The organism is Photorhabdus sp. HUG-39 (assembly GCF_963878365.1).
Taxonomy (GTDB): Bacteria; Pseudomonadota; Gammaproteobacteria; order Enterobacterales; family Enterobacteriaceae; genus Photorhabdus; species Photorhabdus kayaii.
On record NZ_CAWNWY010000002.1, the window covers coordinates 163,458 to 180,285 of the forward strand.

Annotated in this window: 19 protein-coding genes; 2 read left to right on the forward strand and 17 right to left on the reverse strand. The window is 40.4% G+C overall.

The window, feature by feature from the left end; all coding sequences use genetic code 11:
* Positions 1 to 166: 166 nt before the first annotated feature.
* The 12 genes from mprA to nrdH all read right to left on the reverse strand — a co-directional run bounded on the left by mprA (position 167) and on the right by nrdH (position 11,448).
* On the reverse strand, positions 167 to 694 hold the full coding sequence (gene mprA / locus AAC155_RS02495; RefSeq protein ID WP_112878058.1) for a transcriptional repressor MprA: 528 nt from the start codon (positions 692 to 694) through the stop codon (positions 167 to 169).
* 129 nt (positions 695 to 823) lie between these two features.
* Positions 824 to 1,162 (reverse strand): L-valine transporter subunit YgaH, encoded by a 339-nt coding sequence (ygaH, locus tag AAC155_RS02500; protein ID WP_113040906.1) that lies wholly within the window; start codon positions 1,160 to 1,162, stop codon positions 824 to 826.
* Positions 1,159 to 1,917, reverse strand: a complete 759-nt coding sequence (locus AAC155_RS02505) for an AzlC family ABC transporter permease (RefSeq protein ID WP_113040907.1) — start codon at positions 1,915 to 1,917, stop codon at positions 1,159 to 1,161. The genes ygaH and AAC155_RS02505 overlap by 4 nt, the downstream gene beginning before the upstream one ends.
* Positions 1,918 to 2,042: 125 nt before the next feature.
* A complete protein-coding gene (locus AAC155_RS02510; RefSeq protein WP_113040908.1) occupies positions 2,043 to 3,233 on the reverse strand; it encodes an MFS transporter in 1,191 nt (396 codons plus the stop codon).
* A gap of 167 nt (positions 3,234 to 3,400) precedes the next feature.
* Positions 3,401 to 3,562: a hypothetical protein gene (locus AAC155_RS02515; protein ID WP_158536469.1), complete on the reverse strand. Its 162-nt coding sequence runs from the start codon at positions 3,560 to 3,562 to the stop codon at positions 3,401 to 3,403.
* Between the two features lie 161 nt (positions 3,563 to 3,723).
* A complete protein-coding gene (gene proX / locus AAC155_RS02520) occupies positions 3,724 to 4,722 on the reverse strand; it encodes a glycine betaine/L-proline ABC transporter substrate-binding protein ProX (protein WP_113040909.1) in 999 nt (332 codons plus the stop codon).
* Between the two features lie 69 nt (positions 4,723 to 4,791).
* Positions 4,792 to 5,877 carry a glycine betaine/L-proline ABC transporter permease ProW gene (gene proW / locus AAC155_RS02525; protein WP_113040910.1) on the reverse strand — a complete coding sequence of 362 codons (1,086 nt, stop codon included), beginning with the start codon at positions 5,875 to 5,877 and terminating at the stop codon, positions 4,792 to 4,794.
* Complete coding sequence (gene proV / locus AAC155_RS02530; protein ID WP_011145607.1) at positions 5,870 to 7,069, reverse strand: glycine betaine/L-proline ABC transporter ATP-binding protein ProV; 1,200 nt, start codon at positions 7,067 to 7,069, stop codon at positions 5,870 to 5,872. The genes proW and proV overlap by 8 nt, the downstream gene beginning before the upstream one ends.
* 605 nt (positions 7,070 to 7,674) lie before the next feature.
* Positions 7,675 to 8,634, reverse strand: coding sequence for a class 1b ribonucleoside-diphosphate reductase subunit beta (gene nrdF, locus AAC155_RS02535; RefSeq protein ID WP_011145608.1), 960 nt, complete (start codon positions 8,632 to 8,634; stop codon positions 7,675 to 7,677).
* A gap of 21 nt (positions 8,635 to 8,655) precedes the next feature.
* The gene (gene nrdE / locus AAC155_RS02540) at positions 8,656 to 10,785 is read right to left on the reverse strand and encodes a class 1b ribonucleoside-diphosphate reductase subunit alpha (RefSeq protein ID WP_113040911.1); all 2,130 of its coding nucleotides are present in this window, start codon (positions 10,783 to 10,785) and stop codon (positions 8,656 to 8,658) included.
* 2 nt (positions 10,786 to 10,787) lie between these two features.
* Positions 10,788 to 11,204, reverse strand: coding sequence for a class Ib ribonucleoside-diphosphate reductase assembly flavoprotein NrdI (nrdI, locus tag AAC155_RS02545; protein ID WP_191214709.1), 417 nt, complete (start codon positions 11,202 to 11,204; stop codon positions 10,788 to 10,790).
* A 13-nt stretch (positions 11,205 to 11,217) separates the two neighbouring features.
* Positions 11,218 to 11,448 (reverse strand): glutaredoxin-like protein NrdH, encoded by a 231-nt coding sequence (gene nrdH, locus AAC155_RS02550; protein ID WP_113040913.1) that lies wholly within the window; start codon positions 11,446 to 11,448, stop codon positions 11,218 to 11,220.
* Positions 11,449 to 11,779: 331 nt separating this feature from the next.
* Between nrdH and AAC155_RS02555 the strand changes: the two genes are divergently transcribed.
* Together AAC155_RS02555 and cspE are read left to right on the forward strand one after the other, a co-directional pair.
* Positions 11,780 to 12,241 (forward strand): methylated-DNA--[protein]-cysteine S-methyltransferase, encoded by a 462-nt coding sequence (locus tag AAC155_RS02555; protein ID WP_011145612.1) that lies wholly within the window; start codon positions 11,780 to 11,782, stop codon positions 12,239 to 12,241.
* Between the two features lie 218 nt (positions 12,242 to 12,459).
* Positions 12,460 to 12,669, forward strand: a complete 210-nt coding sequence (gene cspE, locus AAC155_RS02560) for a transcription antiterminator/RNA stability regulator CspE (RefSeq protein WP_021323071.1) — start codon at positions 12,460 to 12,462, stop codon at positions 12,667 to 12,669.
* An 82-nt stretch (positions 12,670 to 12,751) separates the two neighbouring features.
* Here the strand turns inward: cspE and crcB are convergent, their stop codons facing one another.
* From crcB to dacA, 5 genes are all read right to left on the reverse strand, one after another.
* Positions 12,752 to 13,126 (reverse strand): fluoride efflux transporter CrcB, encoded by a 375-nt coding sequence (gene crcB, locus AAC155_RS02565; RefSeq protein ID WP_113040959.1) that lies wholly within the window; start codon positions 13,124 to 13,126, stop codon positions 12,752 to 12,754.
* A 139-nt stretch (positions 13,127 to 13,265) separates the two neighbouring features.
* The gene (gene lipA / locus AAC155_RS02570) at positions 13,266 to 14,231 is read right to left on the reverse strand and encodes a lipoyl synthase (RefSeq protein WP_113040914.1); all 966 of its coding nucleotides are present in this window, start codon (positions 14,229 to 14,231) and stop codon (positions 13,266 to 13,268) included.
* 109 nt (positions 14,232 to 14,340) lie between these two features.
* The gene (gene lipB, locus AAC155_RS02575) at positions 14,341 to 14,982 is read right to left on the reverse strand and encodes a lipoyl(octanoyl) transferase LipB (RefSeq protein WP_191214697.1); all 642 of its coding nucleotides are present in this window, start codon (positions 14,980 to 14,982) and stop codon (positions 14,341 to 14,343) included.
* 131 nt (positions 14,983 to 15,113) lie between these two features.
* Entirely contained in the window at positions 15,114 to 15,377 is a 264-nt protein-coding gene (ybeD, locus tag AAC155_RS02580; protein ID WP_112878070.1) for a DUF493 family protein YbeD, read from the reverse strand.
* A 157-nt stretch (positions 15,378 to 15,534) separates the two neighbouring features.
* On the reverse strand, positions 15,535 to 16,746 hold the full coding sequence (gene dacA, locus AAC155_RS02585) for a D-alanyl-D-alanine carboxypeptidase DacA (protein ID WP_113040961.1): 1,212 nt from the start codon (positions 16,744 to 16,746) through the stop codon (positions 15,535 to 15,537).
* Between the last annotated feature and the right edge of the window lie 82 nt (positions 16,747 to 16,828).

Here is a 16,828-nt window from a genome sequence, read left to right on the forward strand (position 1 = left end):
GGTATAGATCACTACTGGAAAGATGAATGACACAGGATCCAATGTTATCGAAGAATAGTCGTTAGCTTTTTGCAGAAAATATCATCTTGGCTAACTGGAAAATTTTTTCGAACAATTGAACCAAGAAAGTATTGTTTGGATAAAAATTGATCGATTAAACAACAAGCTATTTTTTGATACAATCGCCCATTGTATCAAGTCTGACCAGTAATTTTCTCATTAACTTTTCTAACTGTTTTTGTTCCTCCTGGTCAAGACATGACCAAAGTCTTCTCAGGCATTCATGTTGAGGTGGAAGCAAATTATTTAAAAATTTTGTACCTTGTTCTGTCAGATGAAGATGAAGGCAACGGCGGTCGTTATGACTTTCCTTTCTTTCAATCCACTCCTGCTTTTCTAATTCATCAGCAATACGCGTGGCGTTAGTACGGGAAGAACCTAATGCGGCACTTAATTCTGATGGTTGGATGCTGTGGCTTTCTTTAGTATCAAGGATCATCAGGGCCATGAACAAAGTTTCATTGATACCTTGAGCTTTCAGCATATTGTTACGGTTTTCAAGCAATTTACTTTGGACGTGCATTGATAACCTAGTCAACAGGATCTCTTGATAAGGGATATCTTTATTTAATTTGGCTTGCTGTGCTGCACGAATATTCAGTAATTCTTCGGTAGGCGTAAACGAACTTTCCATTATTTAGATACCTTATTAGTTTCAACTGGTAAGATAACTTTTGTTATCAAACATCCAAATGGTATATTAAAAGATAAATTTAGCAATTGTAGTTATTTGTTATCATCATATTTCTTTTGATATTGATACCTAATTCATAAATATTTTGAATGTTAGTCCAAAAAGTAGCGCACCAAATAGTGTTGCGAGTATAATTTGCTTTGTTTTGTAAAAGACTAAACAGATGGTCAGACAACCTATGAGGGTAGGGAGTAGTTTTTGACTCTCTCTCATCACATCAGGTACACCTGATACAATGAGTAAAGAACAAATGGATGCAATACCAATACTGTCAAGAATAATGCTTGTTTTTCCACTTTTCCTGCCGGCAGATTGGCGTGCTTTCCCAAATCGTAGTGGCAGATAGCGAAATGAAAAGTTAGCTAACCCAACAAATAGTCCAATGAGCAAAATCTTGCTATCAATCATGGTGTTTCCTTTTGTTCAGAAGAGTCATTGCAATTGTTTTGTGGTTGTAACAGTGCCGCGATACAACCACCGACAATACCTGCCAGAATAGCAATTGGAATTGAGAAAAATGTAATCCCTAAAAGTGCCCCGGTTAGTGCGGTTGCAACACAATAACTATTTTGCTTTCTACAAGAAGCAAGAAGAAAACTGAGAAACAGTGCTGGTAACATGAAAATCATGGCAGCTTCTACAGCAGGATAGGATTCCAAATAACCGTTACCAAGAAATGCGCCGGCTACGGTACCTGCGACCCAGGCCAGCCAGGAACAGATGGCAATAGCAACCATCCAATTTTCACTCCAGCTCCGGTGGTTCTTAATGAGTTTTGCAGTAGCGGCGGCAAAAACTTCATCTGTCAGGCCGAAAGCCCAGATAACGGTTTTTTTCTCCGTTAACTTATCTTTGATACGGTGCCTTAAAGATGGACCATAAAGAATATGGCGGACATCCATTGCCATGATTGTTAGGGCAGAAATCCATAATGATGTACCCGCACTCAGTAAAGCTGTGATGACGAACTGGCTTGCACCGGCGTAGATGATGCATGAAAAGAAAATGGCTTCTATTGGGTTGAAGCCAAGTTTGACAGCATTGAGACCAAAAGCAAAGGCGACGGGAATATAACCGATAACAATGGGTAAACTGTCTATTATTCCTTCAGTAAAAGAAGATTTTTTACTGGCTAAGGGGGATGATGTATCAGAAAAAGGCATAAAATCTATCTGGTTATATGAATGTTATATAACATTAACAAAAGGAAACCAAATAGAAAATATCATCCCTAACAAATGTTTCATAAATGTTTTTATTTAAGCATTCTTTTACTATAATCTGTTTCTTACAACGTCTTTGGTTCGTACTTTTTGCCTAAAAACCACACGATTAGACTTATTATACAGATAGCCATGCCAGCGGTGGCAACGCCATACCAACCTGAATGTTTGTAAGCATAGCCTGAAACCAGAGAGCCAAGGGCTCCACCAATAAAATAGCTGGTCATATAAGCGGCGGTGAGTCGATTTCTAGCTTCTGGCATGATGCGGTATATCGTACTTTGATTTGTAACGTGAACACCTTGAATCGCAATATCAAGGAGAAAAACACCAATTATAAAGCCAATTAGTGATTCTTTGACTAAGCCGATCGGTATCCATGAAAGAAGTAGTAGCACCAGAGAAATGCTGGTGGTCAGAGGGCCTTTTCCTTTATCAACGAGTTGCCCGGTTTGGGTTGCCATCAATGCTCCGGCAGCACCGACTAATCCAAATAAGCCGATGACTCCTTCGGAATAGTTAAAAGGAGGTGCTGAAAGCAGGAATGCCATTGATGTCCATAGCAGGCTGAAGTTGGCAAATGTCAGTGCACCTAGTAGGGCGCGTACTCTTAGAAGCGGGCTTGTAGTGATAAGGTTTACAATAGAGCCAAGTAACTGGAAATAATTGAGATTGGTTACTTGTTTATAACGGGGCAGGTAGCGCCACAGTGTCAGAGAAAGAATCACTAATGAGACACTGGCAACCCAGAAAACAGTTCGCCAGCCACCAAGAGTTGCCATTGTTCCTGAGATGGTTCTTGCTAGTAATATTCCAAGCAGTAAACCGCTCATAATCGTACCGACAGCTTTTCCTCGTTGATGGGGAAGAGCAAGTGTTGCGGCCAGCGGGACCAGTATTTGAGCGACCACCGAAAATAATCCCGTCATTGCCGTTCCTAGTAACATTTGCCAGATGTTCTGCGACGTGGCGGTAATCAGTAATCCAATGGTGGCTAATATTGTCATTGAGACAATTAAACTGCGTCGTTCGAACATATCACCTAATGGCACAAGGAATGTTAGACCAACGGCATAGCTTAATTGAGCTGTGGTTACAATAAACCCCGCTTCGTTGACGGTCAGATTAAATTGTAACGCAATCGTATCGAGTAGCGGTTGTGCATAGTAGTTGCTGGCGACAACCAGACCTGTGGCAATGGCGATCAGTGCAATCAAAGCTGGACTTAATGGTGTACGGGAAATATTTTCTTCCATAAATGTATTTTCTTATATTTAAACGGCAGGTTAGGGGTGAGTGGACAGCTCGTTAAAGGTCTGTAGTCACGAGCTAAACTTTTTGCATTGTAATGAATTTTTATTCAGGTTCAATGATAAATCCGAGAGGATGGTTACTAAAGAAATTCTATTGAGTATTCATTGTTTTAGGTAGCTTTAACTTGTGATTTAACTATCAAATTGAACTGAGAATGAAATATAAAATCGATATTAATTCCTATTATTTTCCATAATATAGCGATAATGACTATATACCCGTCATCTTTCAAGTTGCCTCTTTGTTGGCTGCACTCGCTCACCCCGGTCACATAGTTACCTATGCTCCCGGGGATTCACTCCCTTGCCGTCGCGATCCATCTTGAAATCCATAGGGTATAAAATTGTTGAAATATAAATTTTAATAAGAATTCTGAATCAGAAAAAATAACAGTGAATTGTTTTATACCAATTCACTGTTACGCTCTAAATATTAATTTTTTCCAGCGGCTTCAACGGCAGTTTTAACCCAACTATCAAACAATTTCTGATGAGCCTTAATCCAACCGTTGGCGTGACGTTCAATATCCGCTTGTGATGCCTCACCATTATGCATCCGCAAGTTTTGGGCATTGATATCCGCAAGGGGCATTCTCATGATAGAAAATAACTTAGCGGCGGTTGGGTTGTCTTCTGCCCATTTTTTATTGGCAGCAATATGCATAATACTTGGTGGAAAACCATAATTAGCGCCATTTGGTAATTTCGTCTCTATTTTCTCATCATTAGGCATAGCGGAGAAAGGAACTTGCAGCCAGACAACATCTTTACCTGGTTTCAGCACGTCACTAACCCAATAAGGTGTCCATGTGTAATATAAGATGGGTTTGCCTTCTTTATAGCGGGTAATAGTATCTGCCATCATGGCTGCATAGTTACCTTGATTGTGTTCAACGCTATTGTTTAAACCATAGGCTTTAAGGTGATGATTAATGGCGATTTCACAGCCCCAACCGGGATTACAGCCAGTTAAATCAGCTTTGCCGTTACCGTTGGTATCAAATAATTTGGCTATTTTCGGATCTTTTAATTGAGCAATATTAGTAATGTTGTATTTTTCCGCTGTTTTTTTATCGATCAAGTAGCCTTGTGCTGCATTTTCTACGTAGTTACCAACACGGTAAAATTTGGCATTACCACCTGCTGCCTGATATTGGGTGTTGTGCAGTGGTTCCCAACTTACGGCCATAAAGGTTGCGTCACCAGAAGCAATAGAGGAATAGGCGACGTTGTAGTCCACTTCTTTGATGGGTTTGATATCATAACCAAGTTTTTCCAATGCTTTACTGACGATCAGCGTCTGGAATGTTTCTTCGCTAAGGGTGCTTTGTATGGGTTGTACACTGATACCTTTACCCGGTAATTCGACAGCGAATAATTGAGAACTTATCAGTGATGACAGGGATATAGCCCAGATAACTATTTTGCGCATGGTTTTTCCTCCTGTTGCAGTCATCATGTGTTTACCAAACAATTGTTGCTTGATAGGTGTTTTGGAAGGTTATGCTTTTTGGCTAAATAAACGGGTAACTAATCCAATTGGGCCAGTGGCATACCAGCGATTTACGCCTTTAGCCCGGTTGCTGTAGCCAAAAGACTGTGTTAGGCGGTCAAGGAGAATCGCAAGAATAACAATCCCGACCCCACCTACTGTAGCAAGCCCCATATCGAGACGCCCAATACCTCGCAAAACCATTTGGCCTAAACCACCAACGGCAATCATTGATGCAATAACGACCATTGATAGGGCCAGCATCAGGGTTTGGTTGACACCGGCCATAATGGTTGGCATAGCCAGTGGTAATTGAACTTTAAACAGCATCTGACGAGGGCTGGCGCCGAAAGATTCGGCTGCTTCTATCAGATCTGCTGGAACCTGTTTGATGCCTAAAATTGTCAGACGGACAATTGGGGGTAGAGCAAAGATAATGGTGACGATAACTCCAGGCACGTTACCGATGCCAAACAGCATGACAATCGGAACCAGATAGACGAATGCTGGTGTGGTTTGCATAGCATCAAGCAGAGGTTGGATAATTTTCGCGGCTCTCTTGCTGTGTGCCAGCCATATGCCGAGTGGTAAACCAACGATAATGCAGAACAATAGCGATGTCAGAGCCAGTGATAAAGTGACCATCGATTCGTGCCATGCACCAATTGCACCAATAATTACCAGAGAAATCAGAGCAGTAATACCCATACCAATGCCTGATAACTGCCAGGCAATCAGGGCAAAAAATAGGATGGCAATGGGAGCAGGTATTGATGTCAGACATTGTTCAAAGCCACTGAGAACAAAATCAATGGGGACGCGGATTCCCTGAAATGCAGGACGAAAATTTAGCACAATCCAATCAATAGCATGGGTTACCCATGAGTCTAAAGGGATAAGTGGGTGCTGGAATGGGTCCATGATATTAAAATGTTCAGGCTGTACCGCAGTTGCGGGGGCATCCAGCCAGTCAGAACCCGTTGCATCGTCAGCATTGGTTCCACTGCTCCAGGGGTCGGAATTATCGGCAGCGATGGACGGGGTATCCTCTGAATTCTGTACAGGCTGAGTTTGATGTTCGTTTTGATTACTCATTTGGTGTCTCCTTATCTAATGCCTGCAATAGCATCCCTTTGGAAATAACGCCGATATATTTGTCATTATTTCCAACCACCGGAACTGCACAAGGTGATTGTGCTACAACAGCAATCAGCTCATTGAGGGGCATATCTGCGGCAACGGAGGTTGGTTCCGCCAATATGGCGTGTTCGATAGGTTTTTTTTCCCGTAATGCTTTTTCCAATGAATTTACGGAAACGATACCGGCGAATTTTTGTCCACGTTCGATCAGGTAACCATAGTTTCTGTTTTCGTCATCGAGGACTTTCAATGCAGAAAGAGGACCAAAACCGGGTGCAATATGAAGCAGAGAGTCAGGACGGCGACGGGCAATGTCTTTAGCACTGAATACATGGCTGATATCTACGCCACGAAAGAAAGTTTTCACATAGTTATTCGCTGGATTATTCAAGATTTCATCAGGTGTCCCGACCTGCACAACAACACCGTCTTGCATAATGGCAATCCGGTCTCCGATACGCATTGCCTCATCCAAATCATGAGAGATAAAGACGATAGTCCGTGGCTGATTGCCTTGCAGGCTTAGCAGTTCATCTTGCATTTCTGTACGAATTAATGGATCAAGGGCAGAAAATGCTTCGTCCATTAGCAAAATATCTGGGTTATTAGCTAATGCCCTGGCAAGCCCTACACGTTGGCGCATCCCGCCTGAGAGCTCATCTGGATAAGATTGTGCATAATTTTCCAGGTTTACCTGTTTCAGTGCATCCAATGCTTTTTTATTGCGTTCTTGTTTGGTGATTCCGGCAAGTTCCATACCAAAGGCGCTGTTTTCCAGTATGTTTAAATGTGGCATCAGTGCAAATGATTGGAAAACCATACTGATTTTGTTACGGCGAATTTCTCTTAACGCTGCTGTTGAAATCTCAGAAATATCTTCACCATCAATTAATACTTGGCCGCGAGTCGGTTTTATCAGACGATTGAGAAGGCGTACCATTGTGGATTTGCCGGAGCCAGATAATCCCATGATGACAAATATTTCGCCTTCTTCAATAGTCAGATTGGCATTTTGTATACCAACAACCATACCTGTCTTTTCAAATATCTGATCTTTGCTCAAACCAGAATTCAGTAACTTGAAAGCATATTCTGAATGGTCGCCAAATATCTTATAGAGGTTTTTAACTTCGAGTTTAATTGCCATGAAATAGTTACTTTCCTTTCAATGGTTATTTAATGGTGTTATGCATTATTCATCTCTGCATGATTCTTTGAATATATATACCCTAACATACTGAGAGAGCCTGACAACCCTATGTTAATGATAATTAATGTAAAAAATAGTGATATTGAATGACTTAAATTAGATATATTTGTAGTCATTTCATGGTTATTAGTCATTCCTTTTACCCAAATTCATGTTGTCATTGTAAGGGTTAATTGTATATATGCTGTTGTTATTAATGAATTTTAAATTTGATCGGCAAATGAATTATTCACTATGTTGTAAATAGAATCGATTATTAGTTTATCATGTTGATTATGTCTTATTAGAATGAAATTTAATTTAAAATTAATTAGCTACATTAATGTTTTTTGTCGTTTCGGATGATATAAGAGGCGGAGATGGCAAAAAATATCCATAGAAATGGCAATAGTCATGAAAAAATGCCATAAAAATATAAGGATTTTATGGCGTTTTATCGTTTAAAAAACAGGATCAATAATATTGGTTTTTAAAGTATTAAAGTATTAGAGTATTATGGTTATTTTGAAGTATTCCTTCTATATAAAATAAAATCATTCTCTTTAGAAATTCCAATCCTCATCCTCAGTATTCACTGCTTTACCGATAACATATGATGAACCTGAACCAGAAAAGAAATCATGGTTTTCATTGGCATTCGGTGATAATGCAGAGAGGATTGTAGGGCTGACATTTGTTATTTCTGGCGGAAATAAGGTTTCATAGCCAAGATTCATTAATGCTTTATTGGCATTATAATGCAAGAATTTTTTAATATCTTCAGTCCAGCCAACAATATCATAAAGTTCTTCTGTATATTTGATTTCATTTTCGTATAATTCTAATAATAATGAAAAAGTGAATTCTTTAATCTCTTTTTGCTCTAGTGTTGAATGTTTTTTTAATGATTGTTGAAATTTATATCCAATATAATAACCGTGGATGGCTTCATCTCGGATAATAAGTCGGATTAAATCGGCTGTATTTGTTAATATTCCTCGACTTGACCAATACATAGGTAAATAGAAACCTGAATAGAATAAAAATGATTCTAGAAAAACACTGGCGATTTTTTTCTTTAATGGATGATGATAACTATAATAATTTAGTATAATTTTGGCTTTATTCTGTAATGAAAAACTCTTTTCACTCCAGCGATAGGCGTCATCTACATCAGTTGTTAGGCATAATGTTGAAAAAATGGAGCTATAAGAACGTGCATGAACAGCTTCCATGAAACTAATGTTGGACATAACTGCTTCTTCGTGGGGTGTCAGGGCATCTTCCATTAACGCTGGAGCACCAACAGTGTTCTGAATTGTGTCCAGTAGTGTCAGCCCGGTGAATACCCGGATAGTCAGCTTTTTTTCTTCTGTCGTCAGTGTATTCCATGAAGTAATATCATTGGATAATGGAATTTTTTCCGGTAACCAAAAATTAGTTGTCAGTCGGTTCCAAACTTCTAGATCTTTGTCATCTTCAATTCGGTTCCAGTTAATTGCACATATAGGATTACTGATCATAATACATTTCCAGAATTCATTTTACAGTGAGCATAAAACACAATCTTGTACTTCCGTGCCTTCCAGAGCAGTTTGTTTCAGACGGATGTAATAAAGTGTTTTAATTCCTTTACGCCAGGCATAAATTTGGGCTTTGTTAATATCACGGGTAGTAGCATCGTCTTTGAAGAAAAGTGTCAGGGATAATCCTTGGTCAACGTGTTGAGTGGCTGTAGCATAAGTATCAATAATCTTTTCCGGCCCTATTTCGTAAGCATCTTGGTAATATTCAAGATTATTATTCGTCATAAATGGTGCTGGATAATATACCCGTCCTGTTTTACCATCTTTACGGATCTCAATACGGGATACAATCGGGTGAATGCTTGAGGTTGAATTGTTGATATATGAAATAGAACCTGTAGGAGCAATAGCTTGGAGATTTTGATTGTAAATACCATGAGTCATAATTGAGGCTTTTAATTCAAGCCAGTCTTGTTGATTAGGAATGGTTATTCCTGCTTGCTCAAACAATTGAGAGATTTTTTTTGTCTGAGGTTGCCATGCTCTTTCTGTATATTTATTGAAAAATTCACCACTGGCATAACGAGAATCTTTAAAGCCTTTAAAGTAGCTATTGCGTTCAATGGCGATCTGATTGGAAGTACGCAGAGCGTGATAAGTGACGATATAGAAATAGATATTGGTGAAATCTATTCCCTCTTCAGAACCATAATGAATTTTTTCCCTTGCCAGATAGCCGTGAAGATTCATTTGCCCCAAACCAATGGCATGGGAATCCTGATTTCCTTTTTCGATAGAAGGAACTGAACGGATATGGCTCATATCTGATACCGCAGTTAAAGCACGGATAGCCGTTTCAATAGAGAGGGTAAAGTCAGGTGAATCCATTGTATGAGCAATATTCATTGATCCCAGATTACAACTAATATCTTTCCCAATATGGTGGTAACTTAAATCCTCTTCATATTCGCTGGCACTGTTAACCTGTAAAATTTCGGAACATAAATTACTCATATTAATCCGACCTTTAATCGGGTTAGCATTATTCACCGTGTCTTCATACATAATATAGGGATAACCAGATTCGAATTGGAGCTCAGCTAACGTCATGAAAAATTCACGAGCATTGATTTTTGATTTCCTAATTTGTTGGTTATTTACCATTTCAGTATATTTTTCTGTCATGCTAATTTCGGACATTGGCACACCATAAATCCGCTGAATATCATAAGGGGAGAATAGATACATATCTTCATTATGTTTAGCCAGCTTAAAAGTGATATCAGGAATAACAACGCCAATAGAGAGTGTTTTTATACGGATTTTTTCGTCGGTATTTTCCCGTTTTGTATCCAGAAAACGAAGAATATCGGGATGATGTGCATGGAGATAAGCGGCCCCTGCACCTTGGCGTGCACCGAGTTGATTGGCGTATGAAAACGCATCTTCCAGCATTTTCATCACAGGGATAACACCTGATGATTGATTTTGAATTATTTTTATCGGTGCACCCGTTTCCCGTAGATTACTGAGTAAGAATGCGACCCCTCCACCACGTTTTGAAAGCTGTAAGGCTGAATTAACTGAACGTCCGATGGACTCCATATTATCTTCAATGCGTAGCAGGAAACAGGAAACCAATTCTCCTCGCTGTTTCTTACCGCAATTAAGAAAAGTTGGCGTTGCTGGTTGAAAACGGCCATTGATCATCTCATCCACTAGACGACAAGCCAGCACTTGATCGCCTTGGGCTAGGGTCAGTGCTACCATGCATACCCGATCTTCATAGCGTTCTAGATAACGTTTATTATCGAAGGTTTTCAGAGTATAACTGGTGTAATATTTGAATGCGCCCAGAAAGGTTTGAAAGCGGAATTTTTTGCTATAGGCTTGCTGAAAGAGCTTTTTAATAAAAGCAAAATCGTATTGCTCCAGCACGTTTGTTTCGTAATATCCCTCTTGTTGGAGGAAATCCAGTTTCTCTTTTAGGCTATGGAAAAATAGTGTGTTTGGATTTACATGCTGGCGAAAATAATAATGAATAGCCAGTTTGTCTTTGTCAAATTGAATCTTTTCTTCACTATCGTACAGATTGAGCAAGGCATTTAAAGCATGATAATCCTGTTGTGCATTAATTTGAAAAGTCATAATTACATATTCTCTAATGAATCATGTTGCCAGAACCTTTGAATACCTTTGCGTACCCGTTGTACATCTTCTTCAGTACCCAACAGTTCAAAACGGTATAGGAGGGGTATCCGGCATTTCTCTGAAATTATCCGCCCAGCGATGCCGTAAGCTTCGCCAAAGTTGGTATTCCCGGCCGCGATGACTCCCCGGATGAATGCCCGGTTTTCGGCGATATTGAGAAATCGGATCACTTGTGGTGGAACAGCGCCTTTAGTACTGCCACCACCGTAACTGGGGGTCAGTAAAATGTAAGGAGAAGTTACGTTTAATGGGCTGTCTGATTGATTTATTGGAATACGAAAGGCTGGTATCTCCAGTTTCTGAACAAATCTATGGCTATTACTGGATGAACTGGAGAAATAGATCAGCGGATTTATATTCATAATAAACCTATAAATCCTCGGTTAATGCGTTGATTTTATCTGGACGAAATCCTGACCAATGCTGTGTACCTGCTACAACCACAGGAATTTGCTGGTAGCCCATAGCACGGATAGTCGCTAAAGCCTGCGGGTTTTCGGTTAAATCGACAATCTGATAAGGAATATTTCTTCGGCTTAGCGCCTGATAGGTTGCGCTGCATTGTACGCAGTCCGGTTTGCTATAAATGGTAATGCTCATTAACGACTCCTTTGTCAGTTTGTGGGCATGTGATGGCAAAATTTGGTTCATGAGTAATAATTTACCTAAAGGCCAGAACTTGAATCATACTATATATAGTGAAATTTTATTTCAACCATACTATATGTGGTGTTAATTTTACATCGAGTGACTATCATTAAAATTACGATGTGGGTTATTCTCTGTTTGTTGGCAGGCTTTTCGTCTTCAGACAAGTTTAAGTTTTCTAGTCGGTGGTAAGGGAGCAACTGAATTCATCATTGCAATTTGTCGAAAAGACGATTTACTCTAATCTCTATAATGATTGATATTTTTTTCAATGGAGGTGGTTATGTATCATCACTATTTTGATACACCCAAAGGATTTCCTAAACCGTATATTCATATCACTGCGGATGATAAGGGAGTGACCAGTCTATATTTTGTTGATGAAAAAACAGCGCCTGAAGTGAAAAATGATATTACTAAGCAGTGCGTGAAAGAGTTACGAGGATATTTTGCGGGTAAGCGAACTGAGTTTTCCGTTCCACTCAACCCGGCAGGAACTGAATTCCAGCAGCGTGTATGGTTACAGTTATGTAAGATCCCGTTTGGAGAAGTGTGGAGTTATAAGCAACTTTCATTAGCATTAGGTTCAGTTAATTATTGTCGTGCGGTAGGAATGGCTAATTCTCGTAATCCGATCTCATTAATTGTGCCTTGTCATCGTGTTATTGGACATGATGGTAAATTGGTGGGATATACCGGTGGCCTGAATATTAAAAGCTGGCTATTAGAACATGAAAAAACCTAGTCATTTGTTTATTAGATAACTTGTGTGATAAAAGACCAGGGAGGATTATAGATATTTATATATGTGTATTATTTAGTAGTAAAACTAAATAAAGATAACATCTATCGTATTTTATTATGCTTTTCGTGATCTTGGTTGTAGACAGTGAGCCAACTTATTTGTTGTACTGTATGCGACGCAGATTTTGTGTCTTAATTTTCACGTTAAAGGTAAGTTTGATGTCAAAAATTAAAGGTAACGTTAAGTGGTTTAATGAATCTAAAGGATTCGGGTTTATCACTCCAGAAGATGGTAGCAAAGACGTATTCGTGCATTTCTCTGCTATTCAGAGTAACGGATTTAAAACTTTGGCAGAAGGTCAAAAAGTAGAGTTTGAAATCACTGACGGCGCTAAAGGTCCATCTGCTGTAAACGTTGTCGCTATCTGATTTTAACTCCATATTTCGAAAACCCGTTATTACAACGGGTTTTTTTTGGCTTGTATGAGGCCGATATGTAGGTGATTTTAATTTAAAGTTCATGCATCAATACGAAAGCTAACATGGTCATCAGTAATGATCCAAAAAGGTTAAGCAAAACTGTTCCCAGTGCCCATCCTAGTTTCCCGTCCAGTACCAAATAAGCAACTTCAACAGAGAATGTAGAAAAGGTTGTTAAACCTCCGCAAAAACCGGTGGTCAACATCAATTTCCAAGCCGGATCAAGATGTGTAGATTTATTAAAATAGGCTAACCCTAGTCCGATAATTAATGCACCAATACAGTTAACGGTAAGGGTGCCAATCGCGATATTAGAAGAAATATTATTAAGACGGAGGCTGATAAACCAGCGTAATACGCTGCCTAAGCCACCTCCGATAAATACAGCCAGAATAATATTAGTCATAATATACCCGTCATCTTTCAAGCTGCCTCTTTGTTGGCTGCACTCGCTCACCCCGGTCACATAGTTTGCTATGCTCCCGGGGATTCACTCCCTTGCCGTCGCGATGCAGCTTGAAATCCATAGGGTATAAGAAACTGGGTTATTTGACCTCTTCACCTTTGGCTTGCAAGTCAGCATGATAAGAAGAACGGACAAATGGACCACAGGCGGCATGGGTGAACCCCATAGCTAACGCTTCTTCTTTCATTTCATCAAATTCCTGTGGGCTGACGTAGCGCTGTACCGGTAAATGATGGCGACTAGGTTGTAGATATTGTCCCAAAGTCAGCATAGTCACACCGTGGCGGCGCAGATCACGCATAACATCAAGAATTTCTTCGTTGGTTTCACCAAGACCGACCATCAGACCCGATTTGGTTGGAATATCAGGATGGGTTTCTTTAAACTTTTCAAGTAATTTTAATGACCACTCATAGTTTGCACCAGGGCGCACCTGACGGTAAACCCGGGGTACGTTTTCCAGATTATGGTTAAAGACATCGGGCGGTGTCGCTGTCAGTATTTCAAGTGCACGATCCATACGTCCACGGAAGTCAGGAACTAAGGTTTCAATCTTAATAGATGGATTTTTTTCACGAATAGCAGAGATGCAGTCAGCAAAGTGCTGAGCACCACCGTCACGTAGATCATCACGGTCAACGGAGGTGATGACAACGTAGCGCAGTGCCATATCTTTAATGGTTTGTGCCAGTTTTATGGGTTCGTTGGTGTCAGGTGCCATTGGGCGGCCGTGCGCAACATCACAGAAAGGGCAACGGCGGGTGCAAATTGCGCCAAGGATCATAAAGGTTGCTGTACCGTGATTGAAGCATTCTGCCAGGTTAGGGCAAGACGCTTCTTCACAAACGGAATGCAGACCATTTTTGCGCATGGCAGATTTGATGCCCTGAATGCGGCTGGAATCCGCAGGAAGTTTGATTTTCATCCACTCAGGTTTACGCAAGATTTCTGTACGTTCGGTCATCACTGTTTTGACAGGGATCAGCGCCATTTTGTCTGCGTCGCGGTACTTAACTCCGCGTTCCATCTGAATTGGTTTACTCATAATCGTGCTGGTTCCAGTGTTAAATTCATCAGGTTGAGATTTATCATTCAGTCTACTGTATGATAAAAAATTAAAAATTTTTGAAAAATGTTAAAAAATTATAGCATCTTTAACTGTTCAGGTTAAATCCTAACTGCTGGCAAAATTTCTCTACCAAAACAGGCTGTACTTGTTCAACAGTAATTCCAGGAACTAAGTCACTGAGTTGAATCATTTTCATACCGGCATAGCCACAAGGGTTAATACGCTGGAAGGGTTCTAAATCCATTGCGATATTGAGGGCTAGTCCGTGGAAAGAACAACCTTTACGTATCCGTAATCCAAGAGAGCAAATTTTTGCTTCATTGACGTAGACACCAGGGGCATCCGGGCGGGCATGGGCTTTCACACCAAAGTGAGCAAGGGTTTTAATGACAGTATCCTCTATCGCCGTAACCAGTTGCCGTACACCAATTTTGGCGCGTTTAATGTCAATCATGACATACATAACCTGCTGACCAGGGCCATGATAGGTGACTTGTCCACCACGATCGGATTGAATAACCGGAATATCACCGAGGGACAGCAAATGCTCAGCTTTACCTGCTTGTCCTTGAGTAAAGACTTTTGGATGCTGTACCAGCCAGATTTCATCAGGTGTATTAGTATCTCGCTGCTCAGTAAACAAGTGCATTGCATCAGAAATCGGCTCGTAGGGTTGTATTCCTAATTGACGTAAGAAAATCGTTTTATGTTGCAATTGAAACTTCATTTGATAGCTATAAGATTTGGTCAGTATAACCCTCAGAAGAGCTTCTCACCAGTTTAGTGCACCTGAAACTGTAGTATTCCTGATAGATAAAGAATCCCCTGTGAAATTATAGGGGATTTCTCTAATGTGTATTACAATACTACCCGTACCAATTCAAGGTTACCTAATTCTTCATACAGCGTTTCTACTTGTTCAATATGAGTCGCATTGATAGTAATGGACACTGAGTGGTAGTTACCTTTGCTGCTTGGCTTCACTTGTGGAGAGTAATCGCCCGGCGCATGACGTTGAACCACTTCAACGACCTGATTGACTAGCTCAGACTCCGCCAAACCCATCACTTTGTAAGTGAATGAACAAGGGAACTCAAGCAGTTCATTTAATTTCGTTTTCATGGGCGCTCCTGTTTTGCTTTCCGCGATACGTACGGTCAGTTTCTTCTGTAAAATTTGATACTTTCCTCCGCCTTAAAACGCGGAGGTGCTTATTGCGATCGGGCAGTAGTCCGATTCGCTTTGATGGACTCTGTTTATCGCTTCATTATCTCAAGAATTAGCCAAACCAATGATGAAATAGTAGCTTGATGTAATCGATAAAGCGGCCGAAGATGCTGCCTTCTTTTACTTCATTCATGACGACTAAAGGCTGCTGTTCAATAGTTTTGCCATCAAGTTGAAAGTTGATAGTACCTACGACTTGATTTTTCGCCAGTGGTGCATGTAATTCACTATTATTCATGACATAGCTGGCTTTCAGATCTTTCAGACGACCACGGGGAATAGTTAGATAAACATCTTTATCAACACCTAATTGAACCCTATCGTTATCTCCAAACCAGACTGGTTCAGAGGCGAATTCTTTGCTTGCTTTCAGAGGAGCAACAGTTTCAAAGAAACGGAAACCCCAGGTCAGCAGTTTCTTACTTTCTGTTTCACGGCCTTTATGAGTGTGGCCTCCTAATACCGCAGAAATCAGGCGCATATCGCCTTCCGTTGCAGAAGCAACTAGGTTATAGCCCGCTGCGCTAGTGTGACCGGTTTTAATACCATCGACATTCAGGCTCTTATCCCACAATAAGCCATTACGGTTTGTCTGGCGGATATTGTTGTAGGTAAATTCTTTCTCTTTATAGATGGTGTACTCTTCAGGAACATCACGGATCAGCGCTTGACCAATCAATGCCATGTCACGGGCAGAGCTGTATTGGCCTTCTGCATCCAGGCCATGAGCGGTTTTGAAATTCGTATTCTTTAATCCAAGCGATTTCACATAACCATTCATTAAATTAACGAAAGACTCTTGGCTACCGGCAACATAATCTGCCATTGCAACACAGGCATCGTTACCGGATTGCAAGTTTATACCGCGGGATAACATAGAAACCGAGACCTGATCGCCTGGCTTGAGGAACATCAGGGAAGAGCCTTTAAATACCGGATTACCGGTTGCCCATGCGTCAGTGCCAACAGTGACCATATCATTTGGGTGGATTTTGCCTGATTTGATTGCTTGACCAATAACATAGCTGGTCATCATTTTTGTCAGACTGGCAGGATCACGGCGTGCATCTGCATTCATCTCAGCCAGCACTTTGCCTGAGTTATAGTCGATAAGGATATAAGCTTCCGCATCAATCTGAGGCACTCCTGGGATCATCGTTTTCAGGTTGACATCATTCCCATTGGCAAAGGCAGAAGCACTTATTGCCAGCGCAATACCCAAGGTGGTGCTTTTTATAAAACGAGAAGTGGTTGTATATTTCATGGTTAGTTTGACAACATCCGTGAGAAAAGATTGATATCGAGCCACATCATAGCAAATGAAAAAAATACTGACATTGCCAAAT

Coding starts and splice junctions, on each gene's coding strand:
- mprA (WP_112878058.1), bottom strand. CDS start 694: ATGGAAAGTTCGTTTACGCCTACCGAAGAATTACTGAATATTCGTGCA.
- ygaH (WP_113040906.1), bottom strand. CDS start 1,162: ATGATTGATAGCAAGATTTTGCTCATTGGACTATTTGTTGGGTTAGCT.
- AAC155_RS02505 (WP_113040907.1), bottom strand. CDS start 1,917: ATGCCTTTTTCTGATACATCATCCCCCTTAGCCAGTAAAAAATCTTCT.
- AAC155_RS02510 (WP_113040908.1), bottom strand. CDS start 3,233: ATGGAAGAAAATATTTCCCGTACACCATTAAGTCCAGCTTTGATTGCA.
- proX (WP_113040909.1), bottom strand. CDS start 4,722: ATGCGCAAAATAGTTATCTGGGCTATATCCCTGTCATCACTGATAAGT.
- proW (WP_113040910.1), bottom strand. CDS start 5,877: ATGAGTAATCAAAACGAACATCAAACTCAGCCTGTACAGAATTCAGAG.
- proV (WP_011145607.1), bottom strand. CDS start 7,069: ATGGCAATTAAACTCGAAGTTAAAAACCTCTATAAGATATTTGGCGAC.
- nrdF (WP_011145608.1), bottom strand. CDS start 8,634: ATGATCAGTAATCCTATATGTGCAATTAACTGGAACCGAATTGAAGAT.
- nrdE (WP_113040911.1), bottom strand. CDS start 10,785: ATGACTTTTCAAATTAATGCACAACAGGATTATCATGCTTTAAATGCC.
- nrdH (WP_113040913.1), bottom strand. CDS start 11,448: ATGAGCATTACCATTTATAGCAAACCGGACTGCGTACAATGCAGCGCA.
- AAC155_RS02555 (WP_011145612.1), top strand. CDS start 11,780: ATGTATCATCACTATTTTGATACACCCAAAGGATTTCCTAAACCGTAT.
- cspE (WP_021323071.1), top strand. CDS start 12,460: ATGTCAAAAATTAAAGGTAACGTTAAGTGGTTTAATGAATCTAAAGGA.
- crcB (WP_113040959.1), bottom strand. CDS start 13,126: ATGACTAATATTATTCTGGCTGTATTTATCGGAGGTGGCTTAGGCAGC.
- lipA (WP_113040914.1), bottom strand. CDS start 14,231: ATGAGTAAACCAATTCAGATGGAACGCGGAGTTAAGTACCGCGACGCA.
- lipB (WP_191214697.1), bottom strand. CDS start 14,982: ATGAAGTTTCAATTGCAACATAAAACGATTTTCTTACGTCAATTAGGA.
- ybeD (WP_112878070.1), bottom strand. CDS start 15,377: ATGAAAACGAAATTAAATGAACTGCTTGAGTTCCCTTGTTCATTCACT.
- dacA (WP_113040961.1), bottom strand. CDS start 16,746: ATGAAATATACAACCACTTCTCGTTTTATAAAAAGCACCACCTTGGGT.